At 36.2% G+C, this 17248-nt stretch carries 22 protein-coding genes and 3 tRNA genes; 10 read left to right on the forward strand and 15 right to left on the reverse strand.

The window, feature by feature from the left end:
• Positions 1-522 precede the first annotated feature (522 nt).
• Both H6791_02655 and ruvX read right to left on the reverse strand, forming a co-directional pair.
• Entirely contained in the window at positions 523-654 is a 132-nt protein-coding gene (locus H6791_02655; protein USN95137.1) for a hypothetical protein, read from the reverse strand.
• Positions 655-1006: 352 nt separating this feature from the next.
• On the reverse strand, positions 1007-1438 hold the full coding sequence (gene ruvX / locus H6791_02660) for a Holliday junction resolvase RuvX (GenBank protein ID USN94635.1): 432 nt from the start codon (positions 1436-1438) through the stop codon (positions 1007-1009).
• A 147-nt stretch (positions 1439-1585) separates the two neighbouring features.
• Between ruvX and H6791_02665 the strand changes: the two genes are divergently transcribed.
• From H6791_02665 to H6791_02675, 3 genes are all read left to right on the forward strand, one after another.
• Positions 1586-1840 (forward strand): GIY-YIG nuclease family protein, encoded by a 255-nt coding sequence (locus H6791_02665; GenBank protein USN94636.1) that lies wholly within the window; start codon positions 1586-1588, stop codon positions 1838-1840.
• 7 nt (positions 1841-1847) lie between these two features.
• A tRNA-Ser gene (locus H6791_02670) sits at positions 1848-1937 on the forward strand.
• Positions 1938-2041: 104 nt separating this feature from the next.
• The gene (locus H6791_02675; GenBank protein USN94637.1) at positions 2042-2794 is read left to right on the forward strand and encodes a hypothetical protein; all 753 of its coding nucleotides are present in this window, start codon (positions 2042-2044) and stop codon (positions 2792-2794) included.
• Positions 2795-2933: 139 nt separating this feature from the next.
• Here the strand turns inward: H6791_02675 and H6791_02680 are convergent, their stop codons facing one another.
• The gene (locus tag H6791_02680) at positions 2934-3686 is read right to left on the reverse strand and encodes a ZIP family metal transporter (protein ID USN94638.1); all 753 of its coding nucleotides are present in this window, start codon (positions 3684-3686) and stop codon (positions 2934-2936) included.
• A gap of 71 nt (positions 3687-3757) precedes the next feature.
• Between H6791_02680 and H6791_02685 the strand changes: the two genes are divergently transcribed.
• Both H6791_02685 and H6791_02690 read left to right on the forward strand, forming a co-directional pair.
• Positions 3758-4183, forward strand: a complete 426-nt coding sequence (locus H6791_02685; protein ID USN94639.1) for a transcriptional repressor — start codon at positions 3758-3760, stop codon at positions 4181-4183.
• Positions 4168-5307: a YibE/F family protein gene (locus H6791_02690; GenBank protein ID USN94640.1), complete on the forward strand. Its 1140-nt coding sequence runs from the start codon at positions 4168-4170 to the stop codon at positions 5305-5307. The genes H6791_02685 and H6791_02690 overlap by 16 nt, the downstream gene beginning before the upstream one ends.
• Positions 5308-5311: 4 nt before the next feature.
• Here the strand turns inward: H6791_02690 and H6791_02695 are convergent.
• From H6791_02695 to rpsT, 4 genes are all read right to left on the reverse strand, one after another.
• Positions 5312-5383, reverse strand: a tRNA-Arg gene (locus H6791_02695).
• Positions 5384-5424: 41 nt separating this feature from the next.
• A complete protein-coding gene (locus tag H6791_02700; protein ID USN94641.1) occupies positions 5425-5886 on the reverse strand; it encodes a hypothetical protein in 462 nt (153 codons plus the stop codon).
• Between the two features lie 49 nt (positions 5887-5935).
• Entirely contained in the window at positions 5936-6196 is a 261-nt protein-coding gene (locus tag H6791_02705; protein USN94642.1) for a hypothetical protein, read from the reverse strand.
• 89 nt (positions 6197-6285) lie between these two features.
• Positions 6286-6552, reverse strand: a complete 267-nt coding sequence (gene rpsT, locus H6791_02710) for a 30S ribosomal protein S20 (protein ID USN94643.1) — start codon at positions 6550-6552, stop codon at positions 6286-6288.
• A gap of 120 nt (positions 6553-6672) precedes the next feature.
• Here rpsT and ruvA point away from each other — a divergent pair, with 120 nt between their 5' ends.
• The 3 genes from ruvA to H6791_02725 are packed head-to-tail and all read left to right on the forward strand — an operon-like array spanning position 6673 to position 8318.
• A complete protein-coding gene (ruvA, locus tag H6791_02715; protein USN94644.1) occupies positions 6673-7239 on the forward strand; it encodes a Holliday junction branch migration protein RuvA in 567 nt (188 codons plus the stop codon).
• 3 nt (positions 7240-7242) lie between these two features.
• Complete coding sequence (gene mutM / locus H6791_02720) at positions 7243-8154, forward strand: DNA-formamidopyrimidine glycosylase (GenBank protein USN94645.1); 912 nt, start codon at positions 7243-7245, stop codon at positions 8152-8154.
• A 2-nt stretch (positions 8155-8156) separates the two neighbouring features.
• A complete protein-coding gene (locus H6791_02725; GenBank protein USN94646.1) occupies positions 8157-8318 on the forward strand; it encodes a hypothetical protein in 162 nt (53 codons plus the stop codon).
• Between the two features lies 1 nt (position 8319).
• Here the strand turns inward: H6791_02725 and H6791_02730 are convergent, their stop codons facing one another.
• A complete protein-coding gene (locus H6791_02730; GenBank protein USN94647.1) occupies positions 8320-8796 on the reverse strand; it encodes a TrmH family RNA methyltransferase in 477 nt (158 codons plus the stop codon).
• A gap of 183 nt (positions 8797-8979) precedes the next feature.
• Positions 8980-9052, reverse strand: a tRNA-Lys gene (locus tag H6791_02735).
• 235 nt (positions 9053-9287) lie between these two features.
• On the opposite strand from H6791_02735, the gene H6791_02740 reads away from it, so the two are divergent.
• Positions 9288-9665, forward strand: coding sequence for a hypothetical protein (locus tag H6791_02740; GenBank protein USN94648.1), 378 nt, complete (start codon positions 9288-9290; stop codon positions 9663-9665).
• A 3-nt stretch (positions 9666-9668) separates the two neighbouring features.
• Positions 9669-10217 (forward strand): disulfide bond formation protein B, encoded by a 549-nt coding sequence (locus H6791_02745; protein USN94649.1) that lies wholly within the window; start codon positions 9669-9671, stop codon positions 10215-10217.
• Here the strand turns inward: H6791_02745 and H6791_02750 are convergent.
• From H6791_02750 to H6791_02775, 6 genes are all read right to left on the reverse strand, one after another.
• The gene (locus tag H6791_02750; protein ID USN94650.1) at positions 10198-10896 is read right to left on the reverse strand and encodes a hypothetical protein; all 699 of its coding nucleotides are present in this window, start codon (positions 10894-10896) and stop codon (positions 10198-10200) included. The genes H6791_02745 and H6791_02750 overlap by 20 nt on opposite strands.
• A 3-nt stretch (positions 10897-10899) precedes the next feature.
• Positions 10900-11379, reverse strand: coding sequence for an isoprenylcysteine carboxylmethyltransferase family protein (locus H6791_02755; protein USN94651.1), 480 nt, complete (start codon positions 11377-11379; stop codon positions 10900-10902).
• 46 nt (positions 11380-11425) lie between these two features.
• Positions 11426-13813, reverse strand: coding sequence for a hypothetical protein (locus tag H6791_02760; GenBank protein USN94652.1), 2388 nt, complete (start codon positions 13811-13813; stop codon positions 11426-11428).
• Between the two features lie 80 nt (positions 13814-13893).
• Positions 13894-14367 carry a hypothetical protein gene (locus tag H6791_02765; protein USN94653.1) on the reverse strand — a complete coding sequence of 158 codons (474 nt, stop codon included), beginning with the start codon at positions 14365-14367 and terminating at the stop codon, positions 13894-13896.
• Between the two features lie 56 nt (positions 14368-14423).
• A complete protein-coding gene (gene tsaE, locus H6791_02770; GenBank protein USN94654.1) occupies positions 14424-14861 on the reverse strand; it encodes a tRNA (adenosine(37)-N6)-threonylcarbamoyltransferase complex ATPase subunit type 1 TsaE in 438 nt (145 codons plus the stop codon).
• Positions 14862-14923: 62 nt separating this feature from the next.
• On the reverse strand, positions 14924-17134 hold the full coding sequence (locus H6791_02775) for a hypothetical protein (protein USN94655.1): 2211 nt from the start codon (positions 17132-17134) through the stop codon (positions 14924-14926).
• Positions 17135-17248: the final 114 nt, after the last annotated feature.

Below are 17248 nucleotides of genomic sequence, written 5' to 3' on the forward strand. Positions count from 1 at the left end.
TTTATGAAAACTTGATATTCTCTCCAAATCTTCTAAACAAGAACGCTACGGCAAAAATCTTGTTCCCCTTCCCAAAATAAAGCTATAAGAGTTGAAAATTGATACTCAAACCCTCCACAATGGCGAATACTTTGTAAAGGGATGGAATTAACGAGAGCCGCTATAAACAGAGAAATAAAAGTATTTTCTTGAAATAATTCTTAACTTCTCAAACTCGGCCTCTAATCCATGGCAGAAAGATATAGAACTTCCTAGAAAGAAAAAAGAATCCTATAGCACTGTAAAAAAGTCCTCCAAATACCGAAGAAACAGTTGCTTGATTGTTGCAAAAACATCCATCTTCTTGCGTCCTTGGAAAGAAGCGCCATCAGAAAAATATCTGGTGGTAATGGAAAAAATGAAGACTCTGCAAAGAAATAACACCCAAAACAAGTTTTTTTGATACTTACAATGACGAATCTATCTATGGCTTTTTTGAGAACTCTTTTCACTTTTATCTTGCTTTTGATCCATTTGGAACATCTACTTTGGAACGACAAAAACAGTTTTTTCAATACCGACTGCAAACAACATGCCGTTTGATTCTAATCCTCTTATTTTTCTCGGTTCAAGGTTTGTAACAAAAGAGTTTTTTATAACCCAACTCTTCTGAATGGGAAAATACTCTTATTGCAGAAAGTATCTGTCTTATATCCTTCTCTTCAGTCGAACCATCGGCAGATGGTTTTGAATAGATCAACCATAAACTTATAAAGCTTATCAGCGTCTTCTACTGCCTCGGCATAGTGTTCTCTACTTTTACTTCTATCTTTTTAGAAGTCATCTATTGAAATTTTGTTTTTTCTTCGTTTTTCCATCCCGTTACAAAATCGGACGCGGACATATTTGTCACCTCCGATATTTAATTAATTAGTTTTTAATAAAGATAATCTTATAACTTGTGGGTACCCGTCGTCCGCTCCTGCCTGCCGGCAGGCAGGATTTCGTACGGGATCCATAAAATAAATTATACTTTCTTTTTATCTAAATAACGAGAAAGTATGACTGCAGCAGCTTTCTCGTCTATGTTTTCTATTTTTTCGACTTTACTTTTTCTATCTAAAAGATTCTTTTTTTGAGAAACATTTGGAAACCTCACCGCCTCTACAGATGAAAAGTACTCCAACTCTCTATCTATAGAAATTTCTGGAAGAGATTCTTTTAGTTTTGATATAAAATCTTGAACCATTTCCTCTATAGGATTTTCTTCCATTGAACTATTTTTAGAAAGACCAAAAACCAAAGTTTCTATTCCTTCGTCTTTTATGACAGAAATCGTGTTTTCCAATAGTTTTGAGTTGTTATCCAGAGTCTTTAGCGGGAAAGCAAATTTGCCGTCTTCGCTTGATACGGCAAGCCCGACCCTTTTCGACCCAAAATCTATACCTAGGTATTTCATACTCAATTAGACTAGCATATTGAAAAATATAACAAAATGAGTTAGATTGTTACTTATCAACCAGAGAGGAGGCCCGCCCAAGGCGGGTGGACGTGGCTCCAGTCACTTGACTGGTCCGACTTGGTCGGAGAGTGGTATATTGTAAACATGTATTATGTATATATTTTACAAAGTACCAAAAACTCTAATCTTTACAAAGGAGTAACGTCTGACTTAAAAAGAAGGTTGAGAGAACACAATTTAGGTAACGTAAAATCTACCAAACCACACAAACCCTGGAAACTCATTTACTATCAGGGATTCACATCAAAAATTGATGCCGAGTCTGAAGAAAAGTTTTTGAAAACAGGAAAAGGTAGAGAAAGAATAAAGTATTTGTTAAAAGATACTTTGAAAAATTAAATAAAATGGAGGCGTGGCTGAGTGGTTGAAGGCACTTGTCTTGAAAACAAGAGACTGGGCAACTGGTCCGTGAGTTCGAATCTCACCGCCTCCGCCAATAGAACTTAGTATCGGAAGACCCACATGCTTAGGTATGTGAGGCGGCTCGGAAACCCTGTTTTTTAATTATTCGAATTTTTGAATGTAAGCTAATATATACATATGGAAAATATATTTTATGACATTAACAAATTCCCAAAAGATTATGGTCTTTTAGTTTTTCCTATCTCTATTTCTCGTACACATGCTGGTACAGGACAGTCACCAGAAGAGTGTTTAAAATATATTGAACATTTTTCGCCAAAGAAAATTTCTGAACCAAAGGTTGGACTCAATGTTATTTATAGTGATTACCTCTATATGAATTCTTCTGAACAGGCGAGCCTCCTCAAAGAGAAATTTATGAACGTTGTTCTGAACCATAAAAATGCGTTTTCAAATTTGGTAACAAAAAATTGGGAAAAGTTTCAAATTCAGCAAGCTTTTTCTTTCCAAGTTTGGAATCAGTTGTATTTGAATTACAAGGGTTCAAGTTTTACAGACGCTTTCAAGAAATTGAAAGATATTTATAATCAAGACGAGTATTTTCAAAAACTTGTTCAAGATGATGCAGTTTTTTGTGATAGAGAACTTACAAAAGAACAAGTTAATTTCTTTTTGGAAGAATTTTTACTGACCTACTTTATAACTAAAAAGCAGATTGTGTTGCCAAACGAGTATGTACAAGGTCGCGAGAAATGGATATTGCCTTGTTACCCGGGGCCATATTTGAAGGGTCAGATATATGTATATCAGAAAAACTTTTTTGAATTATCTACGCCAGAAAATATTTACGAAAACTCTTTTTACGATCTATCAGAAAAAATTCTTGTAGATTGTACCAAAATTGATCTAGACTCTTACAACTATTGTTAATCAAGAAAAATAGCCCCGACCCACATGCCTCACTTGGAGTCATAAAAATCTCTCAAACAACCCTTACGGTGTCTCACTACTCTGGTACTGAACCCACATGGCCCGCATAGAAAAAATCCCCCAGTCGGGGGATTTTTTCTTATTCTAGAAACAGAAGTAGGTACATACAGACGACTCCCAGAATGGCCATAAACGTCTCGAGTATAACCATCTTTTTTCTTCCTGGTTTGTGTATCTCTGGCATAAGGTCAGCCATAGCTATGTATATGAATCCTCCAGCGGCAATAGGTACAACTATAGGTATGAGTTTATCAGTAACGCTTCCAAACAAAAGTACGATAGCACCACCAACAACAGCAAGAAGCGCTGAAACAAAGTTCAAAAACAGTGCTCTTTTTTTAGAATACCCACTATGAAGAAGGACTCCGAAATCTCCAATCTCTTGTGGTATTTCATGTAGAAGTACCGCAATAGTTGTAGCCACTCCGACAGGAATACTTACAAGGTAGCTTGCTGCAATTATCGCACCATCTAGTATATTGTGAAGTCCGTCAGAAACTAGAATCATTTTACCAACGTGATGATGCGAGTGGTCATGGTTTTCTTCGTCTACTTCATGGTGATGCCAGTGAAGAAATTTCTCGAGAATAAAAAACAAAAATATTCCAGCTATTACAAGCATAGACGCAAGTGTTGGTTCAAGGTTCTCAAAAGATTCTGGTATAAGGTGTAAAAACGCGTCTCCAAGAAGTGCTCCAAGTGCGAGAGAAACAAAGACAAATATATACTTTTTTAGAGTTTCTTGTTTTAAGTACAGAGTAAAAACCCCTATCAAAGAAACAAGGCTAACGAGGATTATACTCAGGAAAGAGGCTGTTATTGTGTTTATCATGTTGATTTTTTTATTTGGATAAATTTGTTTAGAATTGCAACATTGTTGCATTTATGCCATTATAGGTGCATATGGGAGAAAAGTCAACAAAACATATCGTCTCAGAGGTATTCGAAAAAAGTAATATAAAACAAACTCTTTCCCGAGAAAAAGTTTTGAGCATACTGATTGAGTCTCGGAAACCTCTTTGCGTACAAGACATAAGAAATCTTTCCGGAGGAGAATTGGATAGAGTTTCTATATATAGAAACCTGGAATGTTTTTTGTCACGTGGAATAATTTACAGATCAGACTTTAGAAAAGGTCGTGCCTTTTTTGAGTATCAAACAAATCACCATCACCACATAACTTGTACGATTTGTGGAGATAGAGAATCTATAGATTTTTGTATAAGTGATAAATTAGATAAAATAAAAAGTAGTTTGAAAAAGTTTAATTCTCCATCAAACCATATATTAGAATTTTTTGGAAAATGTAAAAAATGCGAAAACAAATAAAAACAATACTAATCTTACTTATTGTTCTTGTTCCCTTTTTTAATTCTAGTGCTCAAGAAGTAGTAGAAACAAACACAACAATAAAAGGAAGGGTTGTTGAAATACTAGACCAAGAAACAAGAAACGTCCCTGGAACAAACACTCCGCACACATATCAGACAATAACAGCCGAAATTCTAAGCGGAGAAAAAGAAGGTCAAATAATAACAATAGAAAATGATTTTCTTGAAATGAAACCCGGTAGTGTTTTTTATGCAAATCACTTTTCAGATATAGACGGCAGAGATTACTACTCAATAATAAATATAGAAAGAAAAAATGGGCTTATAATTCTAACGCTTATTTTTGTTTTATCTGTTGTACTTTTAAGTGGCTGGCAGGGGGCGAGATCTATAATTGCACTTATCGGAAGCTTTTTGGCAATATTTTATATTCTAATACCAGGAATGCTTGCTGGGTGGAGTCCCGTTTTGGCAAGCTCTCTTGTTGCTGGTAGTGTCTTATTTTTCGCTATATTTTTTACACACGGATTCAATAGAGAGTCTTTTGTGGCGTACATAGGAACGATTCTTTCTGTTGTACTAACAATACTTTTGGCAAAATTTGCCATAAATATAACGAGTTTATCTGGGATAGCAACAGAAGAGTCTGTTTATCTAAACTTCAACACACAAGGATCGATCAATTTTGTTGAGCTTCTTTTGGGTGGAATAATAATTGGTATTCTGGGAGTTCTAGATGATATATCAATAACACAAGTTGCCGTTGTTAGGGAGCTATATGACAGCAATAAAAATATGACTAAAAAAGAAGCTTACAAAAGATCTATTCGTGTCGGAAAAGAACACGTTAGTGCGCTTGTAAACACTCTTATTTTGGCATATACGGGAACATCACTACCACTCCTTCTTTTGTTTTCATCGTCAGGAAGTGATATGGGTTTTTCTATGGTAAATTTGGAAATATTTGCAACAGAAGTTGTAAGAACAATGGTTGGAAGCATAGGAATAATAATGACAGTTCCAATAGTAACTCTACTTGCTGTAGTTTATCTAAAAAACAAAAAGCATAGCAAAAGTTTCCATGTGCACAGTCATGCTCATGCGCACGATCATTCTTATTAAAATGCGACCCTGGTAGGAATCGAACCTACATTACGACTTCCGCAAAGTCGCGTCCTATCCATTGAACGACAGAGTCTTGCCTCGAAAAAAGAGATTAACACAAAACAGGCTTTGTATCTAGAACCCAATTCTGTCCATGAAAGACTCGGCGAGCGGGTGTTCTAGCTCCTCTTTTTGTATGTATTGAGACAATATTTGATCTATTTGTTCCATCGAAACACTTTCAGAGATTATTGTAGAAACAACAGGAAGAACAAATCTATTTATATGCAAAAGAAGTACGTTATAGTCTGGTCTTTCCTGCAAGTCAAAAGATTTTATCGAATCAAACGTGAAAAGTTTGTCGTGCAAAACAACCCCTTGATCTGTTATTCTAACGTTTAGAATCTCTGCTTTCTTGGTCGAATAGTAGAACATCAGTATAGAAGATATAAGTAGAAAGATAGCAAAGAAAAAATTTCTATCTAATACAGAAAGTACTATCCCTACAACAAAAAGACCGCCAACGACCCAAAACCAGTCGACGTTCTTTTTCCTTTCTATAAATTCTGGTGCTTCCCAAGAAAGTAATTCTTGCATATAGATATTGTACTACAAGAATACTTTGTTTTATATATTTTTGAACAGACTACTCTCCTTTTGCCCAAGCAAGTAGACCTTCGTAGTCTTCTCCTCCACAAATCCACTTTCCGCTTTCTTCGTTGAAAAAATAAGGCACTCCCCCACAATTGCCATTATCACAAGCTTCCATCATTTTTAGATTTTCTTCGTTGTGCCAAACTTCTAGTTTTTCGACAGAAAGACCTTCTTCTTTTTCTAGCTTTTCTATAAGAGGCATCATGTGTTCGCAGTGCGGACACTCATTACCATAAAACATTTTTAGTGACATATTTTATAAACTTTATTTAACCTAACAATATCTTTGATTCTAACTTTTTTACTAAAATAATACAAAAGTCGGGTTACCCCGACTTTTGATTACTTTGCTTTTGCTTCTTTTACAATTCTAGAGACTTTTGACTTTCTTCTAGCTGCTGTGTTTTTCTTGATGATTCCAGTTTTTGCAGCCTTGTCTATAGCTTTGTATGTAGCACTGATCATATTTTGTGCTTCTTTTGGATCAGTTTTAGCTGTTTTTGTTATTTTCTTTATTGCCTCCTTCATGGTCTTCTTTTTTCTATCGTTAACTATCTTTTTCTTTTGAGAACCACGAAGCGCTTTCTTTGCTGATTTTGTAATTGGCATAATCGCTTTTATTTAAATAATAATAGACACTTAATATTGCGAACCCTAGGATAATAACACAATTTTTAACTCTTGCAAGAAGAAGATAAAAGATTTTAGTTTGTGATAGAATTGACCTATATGATCGGAGTAATAAGAGGAGAAATTATAGAAAAAGACGGAAAAAGAATAATCGTAGATACAGGAGGTGTTGGATATAGTATCTACATGACAGAGACGGATATAATTAGCACCAAAATAGGAGAATCTGTTTTTTTGTATACCTACATGGCGGTCAAAGAAAACGCCATAGAGTTATATGGATTCTTTGAAGAGGGTGACAAAGAAATATTTGAAAGACTCTTGAGTGTGTCAGGAATAGGGCCAAGGTCTGCTCTTTCTATATTGGGGATTGCACCCAGAGAAACACTCCTCCGTGCTATTTCTTCTGGAGACTCATCTTACCTGACACAAGTTTCAGGAATAGGTAAAAAAACAGCAGAAAAAATAGTTCTGGAACTAAGAGATCAGTTGAAAGATATACAAATAGACGAAGGATTGAGAGGAAAAACAGACGCACTAGAAGCACTGATTTCTCTTGGGTATAAAAAAGAAGAGGCTCGTGATGCAATAAAAAGTGTTTCAGAAGAAATAGAAGATCTGAACGAAATGATACGAGAAGCACTAAAAATAATAAGTAAGTCTTAACCTATGCCTGAACTTCCAGAAGTAACGACAACTGTTTTGGGGTTAAACAAAACAGTAAAAGGCAAAACAATAAAAGATGTTTGGACAGAATACAAAAGTTCTTACAAACCACACAAAAACACAATAAAAGATCCAAAATATTTTCTAGAGTTCAAGAAAAAAATAGTCGGCAAGAAAATCCTAGGCGCAGAAAGGATTGGAAAAAACATACTTATACACCTTTCTAGTAAAGAAAGCATATTGATACACATGAAAATGACTGGTCACCTTATGTATGGTGAGTACGTTTTTGATAAGAAGAAAAAATCATGGTCACCTGAGAAGAAAAGTCCTGCCCCGCTACATGACCCATATAATAGATTTATAAGACTTGTTTTTACTTTGTCTGATGGCAAAGAATTGGTTCTTTGTGACTCCCGAAAATTTGCAAAAGTAGTTTTACTCGATGACAAAATCACAAACGAAAAACACATAGGATTTATAGGATTAGATCCGCTAGACCCAAAACTTTCCCTAGAAACATTTATAGAGCGTGTTTCAAGAAAGAAGAGTACAAAAATAAAAACAGCTCTTTTGGATCAAACACTTATCTCTGGTATAGGAAATATATATTCGGACGAAGCGCTTTTTCTGTCTGGAATATCACCTAAAAGGATTGTGAGGGAAATAAAAAAAGAAGAGTGGAAGAAACTTTTCCAAAACACAAAAAAGGTTCTAGAGAAAGGTATAGATTTCGGTGGAGATTCTACGAGTGATTACAGAAACATCTATGGAGAACCTGGAAAATTCCAACATAAACACAATGTATATAGAAGAAAGGGAGAGCGTTGTAGTAAAAAGGGTTGCAGTGGTGTTATTATAAGAGAAGTTATAGGCGGCAGAAGCTCCCACTTCTGTCCAAAACATCAAAAATAGTTATGTTAGGAAAACCAAAAAACGATATAGATTTTATATTCTGGATACTGGGTGTTCTTTTGCTTATATGGATTATTTGGGTTATAACCGGTGGTCCACAAAAGTTCGAAGAAAAAAATCAACCATTCATAGAGTCACCAATCCAAGACGCGCACGTAGAATAATCTATTTATCGAAAAGTCTGAAAAGCAAAACTCCTCCCGCAACAGAAACATTGAGAGATTCTTTTTCTCCTTTCATTGGTATTTCCAGTATGACATCAGAAATATTTAAAACTTCTTTTGAAACACCATCCACTTCGCTCCCCAAAACTATTGCTATTTTTTCTGGAGCATCAAAAGACTTGTAATCAATTGACCTTTCGTCTTGTTCAAGAGAGGCCACCTTGAAACCATCTTCTTTTAACTTTTTTACAATATCCGAAGAACTAGCCACATGCTCCCAAGGAATACTTTTTTCAGCGCCGAGTGAAGCTTTTGAGATGTCTTTTCTATATCTACCAAATCTATCTACTGGATCTGGTGTGATGCCAGCTATATATATCTTATCTATACCTACGGCATCAGAAGATCTAAAAATAGACCCGACATTTTGGGCACTTCTTATATTTTCTAGAATTAAGATTTTAGTATATTGTTTCACGTCTGTTTAAGTAAAACTATGAGCCTTTTTGGTCACAAGTTACTAAGTCTGCTCGTCCTTCACAAGTTCAGGACTGTGCGAACTAAGTACTTTCGACCCCGCCTCGCCCGTCGCAAAGCGACATGGCTGTGGCTGACATCAAGCACAAAAATAAAAAGCAGTTTTTGTTTTTGTGTCTTTCTGTCCCCTCGGCAGGATTCGAACCTGCGACCATCTCCTTAAAAGGGAGCTGCTCTACCAACTGAGCTACAAGGGGATATTTCTATTTTTATCTTTTGTTTATTTCGAGATTAAAAATCTTTGAAGCGTCTATTTTACCAAAGCCGACGATTCTGTCGGCTCCCCGACCTCCTTGCGTGGCAAGGACGTCGGGGCTGATCCCTACAAGGGGATTCCTTTATCGGTACAAGCAAAATAACACAAAAAAGATATTTATGCAACGCTAAAAACGGGCTTTTATCTGGACGATTTTTGTTTTAATATAGATAAATATGAAAAAGAAAGAACTTATAGTAACAATCATTTCAATTTTAGTAGTGGCGGTGGTCGTTATTTGGGCCGGAGCAAAAAGTGGCACCGGTGGAAAATATGACGCGTTCGCAAGTTGTATAGCAGAAAGCGGTACAGAGTTTTATGGAGCTTTTTGGTGTCCACACTGCCAAGCGCAAAAGAAGGCTTTTGGTTCATCACAAAAACTTCTCCCATATATAGAATGCTCTACTCCAGACGGACAAGGGCAACTAGAAATATGTACTGAAAAAGGTATAGAAGGTTATCCAACATGGATATTCCCGGACGGAGAAAGATTGAGTGGCGAAGTTGAATTGGATATTTTGGCAGAAAAAACTAGTTGTGAATTGCCACAATAATATATGTCTTTTGAAGAAGTAAATATATTGAATAACATCATAGCTATCGGGATAATAATTCTCGGTATTTCTTCCCTACTGCTATCGCTTGAACTTTTTGGAATAAAAATACTACCTAAAAAAATAAAAAGTTTTATGACAAAAAATCTTCTTTGGATTGGTTTTTCTGTTTCTCTTGGCGCTATGGCTTTCTCTATGATTTATTCTACAGTAGTAGGGTATCCACCATGTGACCTTTGTTGGTATCAGAGAATATTTATGTACCCACTTGTTTTTATTTTTGGAATGATGGCACTCAAAAAAGAATACGAGAGCCGAGGACTGTGGGTTCTTGGAAGAAACCTATCTTTTGTTGGTATAACAATAGCTATATACCAAAACCTTATAACGTGGTTCGATGTTTCTAGTATATGTTCTTCTGGCTCTGATTGTACAAAACTTCTAGTAAACTCGTTTGGTTTTGTAACAATCCCCCTTATGTCCTTTGTGGGATTTCTCTTTTTGATTGTTTTGTTTTACTGGAATAAAAATTTTAGATCCTCTCTAGGATAAACCTTTCCATCGTTTCAGAAAGAGGAATATTTCTACTTCTAGAATAATCTGGTAGAGACACCCAGTCTTTTATTATTTTCTTTAGTTCATCTTTCTCAAAAAGACTAGTGGATTTTTTCAAAATAGAGTATTGGAAGGGTTTTAGATTGAACTCGTTTTGTTTCTTTTCAAAATAAACCATTGATATATTTTTCATCTGCCACCATAAAAGTCCGTGAATGGCCTCGGCGCTCTCTCCCCCTTTTAGGGTTTTCAAGAAAAGAAGCCATAGATTTTTTCTATCTCGAGAGATAAGTGCGTTTGTCAAAGAATAATCTTTTTTCCATTCTTCTTTCTTTTTAGAAAAATCTAAAACCTCTCCACCTATTTTTGTAATTACTTTTTCCGCATCTTTATCTATTTTTTCTTCTACAAAAAAGATTGTTTTATCACTGTTTTTGTTTTCTTCCAGAAATTTTAGTATGTGATCTTTATCTAAAAAACCTTCTAGAATAAGAACTTTTTTGATTTCAAAAAGCGCCTCACCTTTGATATGAGAAATGAGTATATCTTCTGGACTTTCTACGTCTTTATAAGAAACTCTTTCGAAAGAAAAACCTTTCTTTGAAAAGTCTTTTTTATAGACGTCTATTTTTTTATTTTTTGCGACAAGGTCTGTCCCGATGAAAACTATTATCATAAACTAAAACCACCTTCTAACCTTTTCTCTGTACTGTCTATATGATTCTCCGTATTTTTTTTCCAAATACTCATCCTGCTTGTCTAGAAAAATAGTTTGAGAAACAAGAAAAGAAAGGAATATAGTAACTAATATAAATAGTGAGTTTATGAGTAGTGCTACTCCGACAATCATAAAAAGTAGACCAAGGTGGGTTGGACTCCTAGAAAATTTATATGGCCCTTTATAGAAATCCATAACAGTCTGATTATTGTCGCTTCTCTCGTCTTTACTCCCTCTTGTTGTGTTCTGTGCCCAAAATACAAATATCGTACCGATTAGTATCAGAAAAAACCCAACATCTGGATAAGAATTATTTTCAAAAATAGGATATTTGAAGAAAAGGTGTAGAACTATACCCAAAATCATCCCAAAATAAAAAGAGGTGTAAGAGTATGATAGTGCGTAGTGAACGCCAGCTTTTTGTTTTTCTAGTTCTCCCATATTTAGTCTTTGATTCTATTTATAATTATACTCTCTCCTATAATTCTTAAGCAAGTTTACCCCAAGAGTCCCCTTCTGAGCTATTTACTACAATTGGTATATTGGGATATCCTTCCAAAAATTTCTCTGGTATCGGGTTTGTCATTGCATCTTCTATAACTTTCTTTGCTTTTTCTAAAGATTCTTTTTTTACCTCGAAAATAAGTTCGTCGTGTATCTGCAGGATCAAGAAAACATCTTTTTCTAACCCTGACTCTTTGATTTTCTGAGAAACGTTTTTTATAGCTATTTTGATTATGTCAGCAGATGTTCCTTGTATCGGTGCGTTTATCGCCATCCTTTCTGCCATAGCAACTATGTATGGAATTCTAGATTTTAGTTCCGGAAACCATCTACGTCTTCCAAACAAGGTTGTAGTGAAACCATTTTTCTTAGCATAAGTTTTCACTTCTTCTAGATAGTTTTTTATTTCTGGAAACTCTTCAAAATAGTTGTTATAAAATTCTTCTGCTTCTTTTCTTGTTGTTTTTAGATTTTTTTGAAGAGCGGTTATTCCCATACCATAAAGAATTCCAAAGTTTATAACCTTGGCCCGTCTTCTCATTTCATAAGTTACGTCCTCTTCTTTTAAGCCAAACATTTTGGAAGCAACAGCGCTGTGAACGTCTTTGCCGCTAGAAAAAACTCCTCCAAAAAACTCATCTTTTGATAAAAGCGCAGCTATTCGAAGTTCGATTTGTGAATAGTCAAAAGACAAAAAAGTATATCCCTCTGTGGCAACAAAAGCATTTCTTATATTTTTCCCTAGTTCGCTTTTGATTGGAAGATTCTGCATGTTTGGATCTTGGGAAGAAAACCTACCCGTAGTGGTGCCACACTGATTAAACTTTGCGTGGACTCTTCCATCTTCTTTTATAAAACTTGGAATTGTGTCTACATATGTCGACAAGAGTTTTTGGAGCTCTCTGTATTCAAATATTTTTTCTATTATAGGGTGTGAGTCTAATAATTTTTCAAGTTCAGATTCTCTTGTTGATCTTGCCCCACCACTTGTTTTGCTTATTCTTTTTCCAGAAGAAGGAACTAGCCCCATCTTGTCGTATATAACTTCGCCAAGTTGCTTTGGTGAGTTTATGTTGAATTCAATGTCAGACAGTTTCCATATTTCCTTTTCTAGTTTATCGAGTTTTTTGTGGTAATCGACACTTAACTTGGAAAGATACTCTTTGTCTACAAGTATTCCTCTTTCTTCCATGCTTTTGACTATTTTTGTTATAGGGAGCTCTATCTCGCCCAAAACATATTCTAGTCCTGATTTTTTTATCTCTGATATTATTTCTCTTTCTGCTTCTTTTATGTCGTATACTTTATAGGTTGCGTATATATCTTCTAGTGTAGGTTTTGTCTTTTGAGAATCTATAAGCCAAAATGCTATCTGTAATTTTTCTAGCAAAATCTCGTCTATATTTATATTTTCTTTTGTAGTTATAACTTCTCCATCTTCACCTTTTTGTCCAAAAAGATTATTTACTCTTGTGGTCAAAGACTTGAACTCAAACTCTAGGAAAACTTGTTTTATCTTTTCAAGATCAAGAGATTCGTCGAAAACCTTGTTTGGAAAAACAAACTTTATCTCCGCATCTTTTCTTATTGTTGCGAGTTCTTTTGAAAAAAATGCTTCTTCTTTTGAGTCTAGAAGGAGATTTATTATCCTTTCTTTTATTCCAAGTTTATCTAGTGCACTTTTGTCTTTTTCTATTTTTTTATATATAGACTCGAGATCGCCAACTCCGCTTATTAGAGTTTCTGCTGTTTTTTCTCCTATACCCCTCACTCCAGGGATGTTGTCAGATGGATCTCCACGAAGACCTTTGTAATCTGGAAGTAGTTCTGGTGAAAAACCAAATCTTTCTTTTACAGCTTTTTCGTCGTACAAAACTGTGTCAGTTATTCCTTTTCTGAGTGTATAAACTTTGACCCTCCCTTTTTCTACAAGCTGTAGCGTATCCATGTCACCAGAGGCGATTATTATATCTGTGTCGGATTTCTCTGTTTGTTTGCAAATAGTTCCTATAATATCGTCCGCCTCAAATCCAGGTGCTTCATAAATCGGCACACCAAAAGCTGCAAAAATCTTTCTAGAGTCATCTATTTGTCTTATGAGATCTGGTTCGGCCTTACCTCTACCCGCTTTGTAGTCGTCAAACTTTTCGTGGCGAAATGTGCCGCCAGGAAGATCATATGCGGCAACAATATAGTCAGGAGAAAAATCCTGAATTATTTTGATAAGCATGTTTGAGACACCATAAAGAGCTCCGGTTGGAACACCGCTTCTGGTAGAAAAGTCCGGAAGAGCGTGATAAGCCCTATGAATGATTGCATGAGAATCCAGAACAACCATTGTTTTCCTTTGTTTTTTGGGGGTTTTTGGCATTTCTAAACTACATTATAACCCGCAAAATACCTTTTTGAAACAAAGAAAAAAAGCGTTGCCGAAGCAACGCTTTTGTAATTTCAGAGAGAGGAAAGTTCTTCCTTTTTGGCCCTTTCTTGTAGCCTTACAAAAAAATACCACTCTTTAGTCGTCATTTTTCCTCCATCTCTGGCAAGCATCTCTGTGACTTCTCCGGTAAAAAGAGAGACTTTTAGAAACAGCCACGGCCCCCACTCATTCTCAGGGTTAGGGTGGACCACATACAGAAAGTCTGTAGTGGTCTGTGATTCACAGCCTCCAGAAGGAACACTATAAATCATATTCCACGAAGTATCCCCCAAAACAGTGTTATAGTAATAAAACTCTGCTGTTGCCTTTCGGTAAAGCATTGCTGCTCCTTCTTTTTGGCAATCAACTGGAAAAATCCAGTTTCCCGTCTTCCTTTGTTCTTTCATACTCATATCGGGAGAAACCTCTTCAAAAGAGAGTGTTGCCGTCTGCGCATTGGCACAAACAGCAAAAATCATCGCAAAGATGAAAAAAATATTTTTCATGGTTCGTGTATTTTATTTGCCTATATTATATAACTTTTTAGAAAAAAGTCAAAGGTTTATTTGAACACTATTTCCCTTTCGTTTTCACCCTTTATTTCTAGCCTTATCCATAGTGCACTCTCTGGAAGATGCTCTTTTATAAGTTCTGGCCACTCTATAACAACAAAATTCTTTTCGTTTTTCATAATCTTGCCAAAGTCTAGAACCTCTAGGTTTTTTTCTTCTGCGAGTCTATATGCATCCATGTGAACCATGGTGTCTAGTTCATAAGAAGAATTTTTTATCTCATATCTTTTTTGTATAACAAATGTCGGTGAGGCGATCTTTTCTTCTATACCAAAAACTTTGCCTATATTTTGAACAAGGGTAGTTTTACCGGCGCCGAGTTCTCCTTCTAGAAGAAGTATTGTTGCAAAACCATCTATTTTTTTCTCTATAGCTTTTTTTATCAAACTTTCTGCTACAGATTTTATTTCATCTAAACTATATTCCATAGACAAAGTATACAACAAAAAACCAGCCCTTTAGTAGGACTGGTTTTTTGAGTTTGTAGTTATTACATTCTAGCTCCTGGTAGGTTTGTTGGGCCAGAGTTGTTTCTATCATTTGAAACTACTACTGGTGCTAGCTTGTCTTCGTCTTTCTTGTAGAAAGTTCTAACAATTATGATTATAGCTAGTATTAGTAGAGCGATAATCAACCAACCAATAAGTGTGCTTGGTAGGAAGCTGTTTCCAAAGAGAGCAAATGCTCCTAGTGCGCTTCCACATCTTGATACATCTTGAAGCTCATATGCTATCACGTCTTCTTGAGCTCTAGTCTCAGAATCTGTAAATGCCATAAGCGCTGTAGTAACTAGTGGTTCTTGTGTTTCTAGTCTGTCAGTCATAGAAAGAGTTATAGTCATTCTTCCATCTTCACCTCTATCTAGGTTTCCTATTTCGTAGATAATCATGTGATCGTCATTGATATAGTCACCTCTTGAAGTGTCAACAAACTTTACACCTTTTTGAAGAGCGATTTGTAGTACAGCGTCGTCTAGATCTCTTCCTGAGATATTTTCCCATTCGATTACATAGTCAACTTCATCTCTGTAACATACATCACTTTCGCCTGCTTCGATTGTAAGCATAAGTAGGTTTGAACCGTTGCCATTTCCAGTAGAAACTCCCGCTACAACACCTGTGTTTATAACAACTGGGTTTGTAACAACTGGACTAGAAACTGTTACAACAGGTAGTCCAAGAGTTCTAAATGTAAGGATGTCTCCACAATCTGTTCCTTCGCCGTTTTTTGCACAAGCTCTAAAGTAGTAAGTTGTGTTTGGTGCAAGTCCTGTAACTGTGTTCCAGAAAGAAACATCATCGTCATCACCTAGTGTTTGATCAAAAGTAGTAAACGCTAGTGTTGTAGATGGTCCCCATTCGAAGAATCCGTAGCTAGTTTCTCCACCAGCGTCAACCATAAGACCGTTTAGCTGAGCAGAGTTTGCTGTTATACTTTTTGCGATTGTTGTTACAACTTGTGGAGCATCATCTCCGCTAGAATATGATGAACCGTTGTTGTCATCTGTTCTGAAGTCTTCGATAGATCCACACTCTTCATCTCCATCATCGTCTTCTGCACAGAATCTGTAGTAATAAACTTCGTCACTATCTAGACCAGTTAGAGTTTCCTCTACTGTTTCAGTGTCTCCGTCATTTACAGAACAGTCTGCATATTTTGTGTAATCTAGGTCAGAGATACTATCGTCATATCCCCATTCGAACCAACAACTATCGACATCATAGTCTCCGGCATAAACCTTTCCTCTAAGATCAGCTCTGTCGTCTTCTATAGAGTTTGCTGATAGAGTGTCTACGTCGAAATCTTGGTTGTCATCTCCACTACCTGATCCGTCGTATGAGATGTAAAAGCTCTTGATAGTACCGTAATCAGTACCTGAGCCCGTAGAGGCAACAGCTTGGAAGTAGTAAGTTGTGCCTTCAGAAAGTCCGGTTATTTCTTTTGAGAAAGAACCTGTAGAGTATTTTGTTGAAGTACTTGTTGTGTTTGTAAGAGAACCTGTAGATGTTCCCCATTTGAAGTAAACACTTGCAGAAGAAGCCCCTCCTAGGGATGTAAGACTCCCATTTAGAGTTGTATCACTAGAGTCAACACTTGTTGCACTCTCTGTTACAACTTCTGGAGCAGTTGTGCTACCGCTAACTGTATATTGAACAACAAGAGAACCTTGGTGCGCCCAACCAGTACCGATAGTACCCACGCTTCCACCTGAAGCACTAAACAAATCGTACTCTGAGAATGGAAGTGTTGTGTAAGTATCTAGTTGATCAGGATACCACTTTGCAGATCCGGGCTTGTAAACAAGCTTTCCTCCTCCAGAGATATTTACTGTAACTGTTTGTGATATAGCAGATGCGTTGTCCGCAACCACTGTACCTTTCACAGTAACAGAAGAAGATGTCTCAGAAACTCCACTTGGTGTATCAAGTAGGAATCTAAGATCGTCTGCAGCTACAGGACCAGTTACGTGGTAGTAGAAAGCAATAGCAATAGTATCGCCATCTTCTGCGCTTGTAACACTAGACCAGTCAGCACAGTCTGTACAACCACCACCGACAGTAGAGTTTCTAACTGTAACAGTATCGAAATCTGCTGGATCAGTGTTTAGGTATGTCCAAGTAGCGCTAGCTACTCCGGCTTGTCCAAAAAGGGCCATGATGACCATTGGGACAAAAACGAATTTTTTGATAATTTTTTTCATAAATAAAAATAATAATAAGGCTTCTAATTTCTTCAACCTATAAGTATATTATACCACTATATTATAGTGGCGTCAATACCCTCTCTTTAAACTTTCTTTTGTCAAAAAAAGCTT

Source organism: Candidatus Nomurabacteria bacterium (assembly GCA_023898605.1).
Taxonomy (GTDB): domain Bacteria; phylum Patescibacteriota; class Minisyncoccia; order Phycocordibacterales; family UBA9973; genus HK-STAS-PATE-34.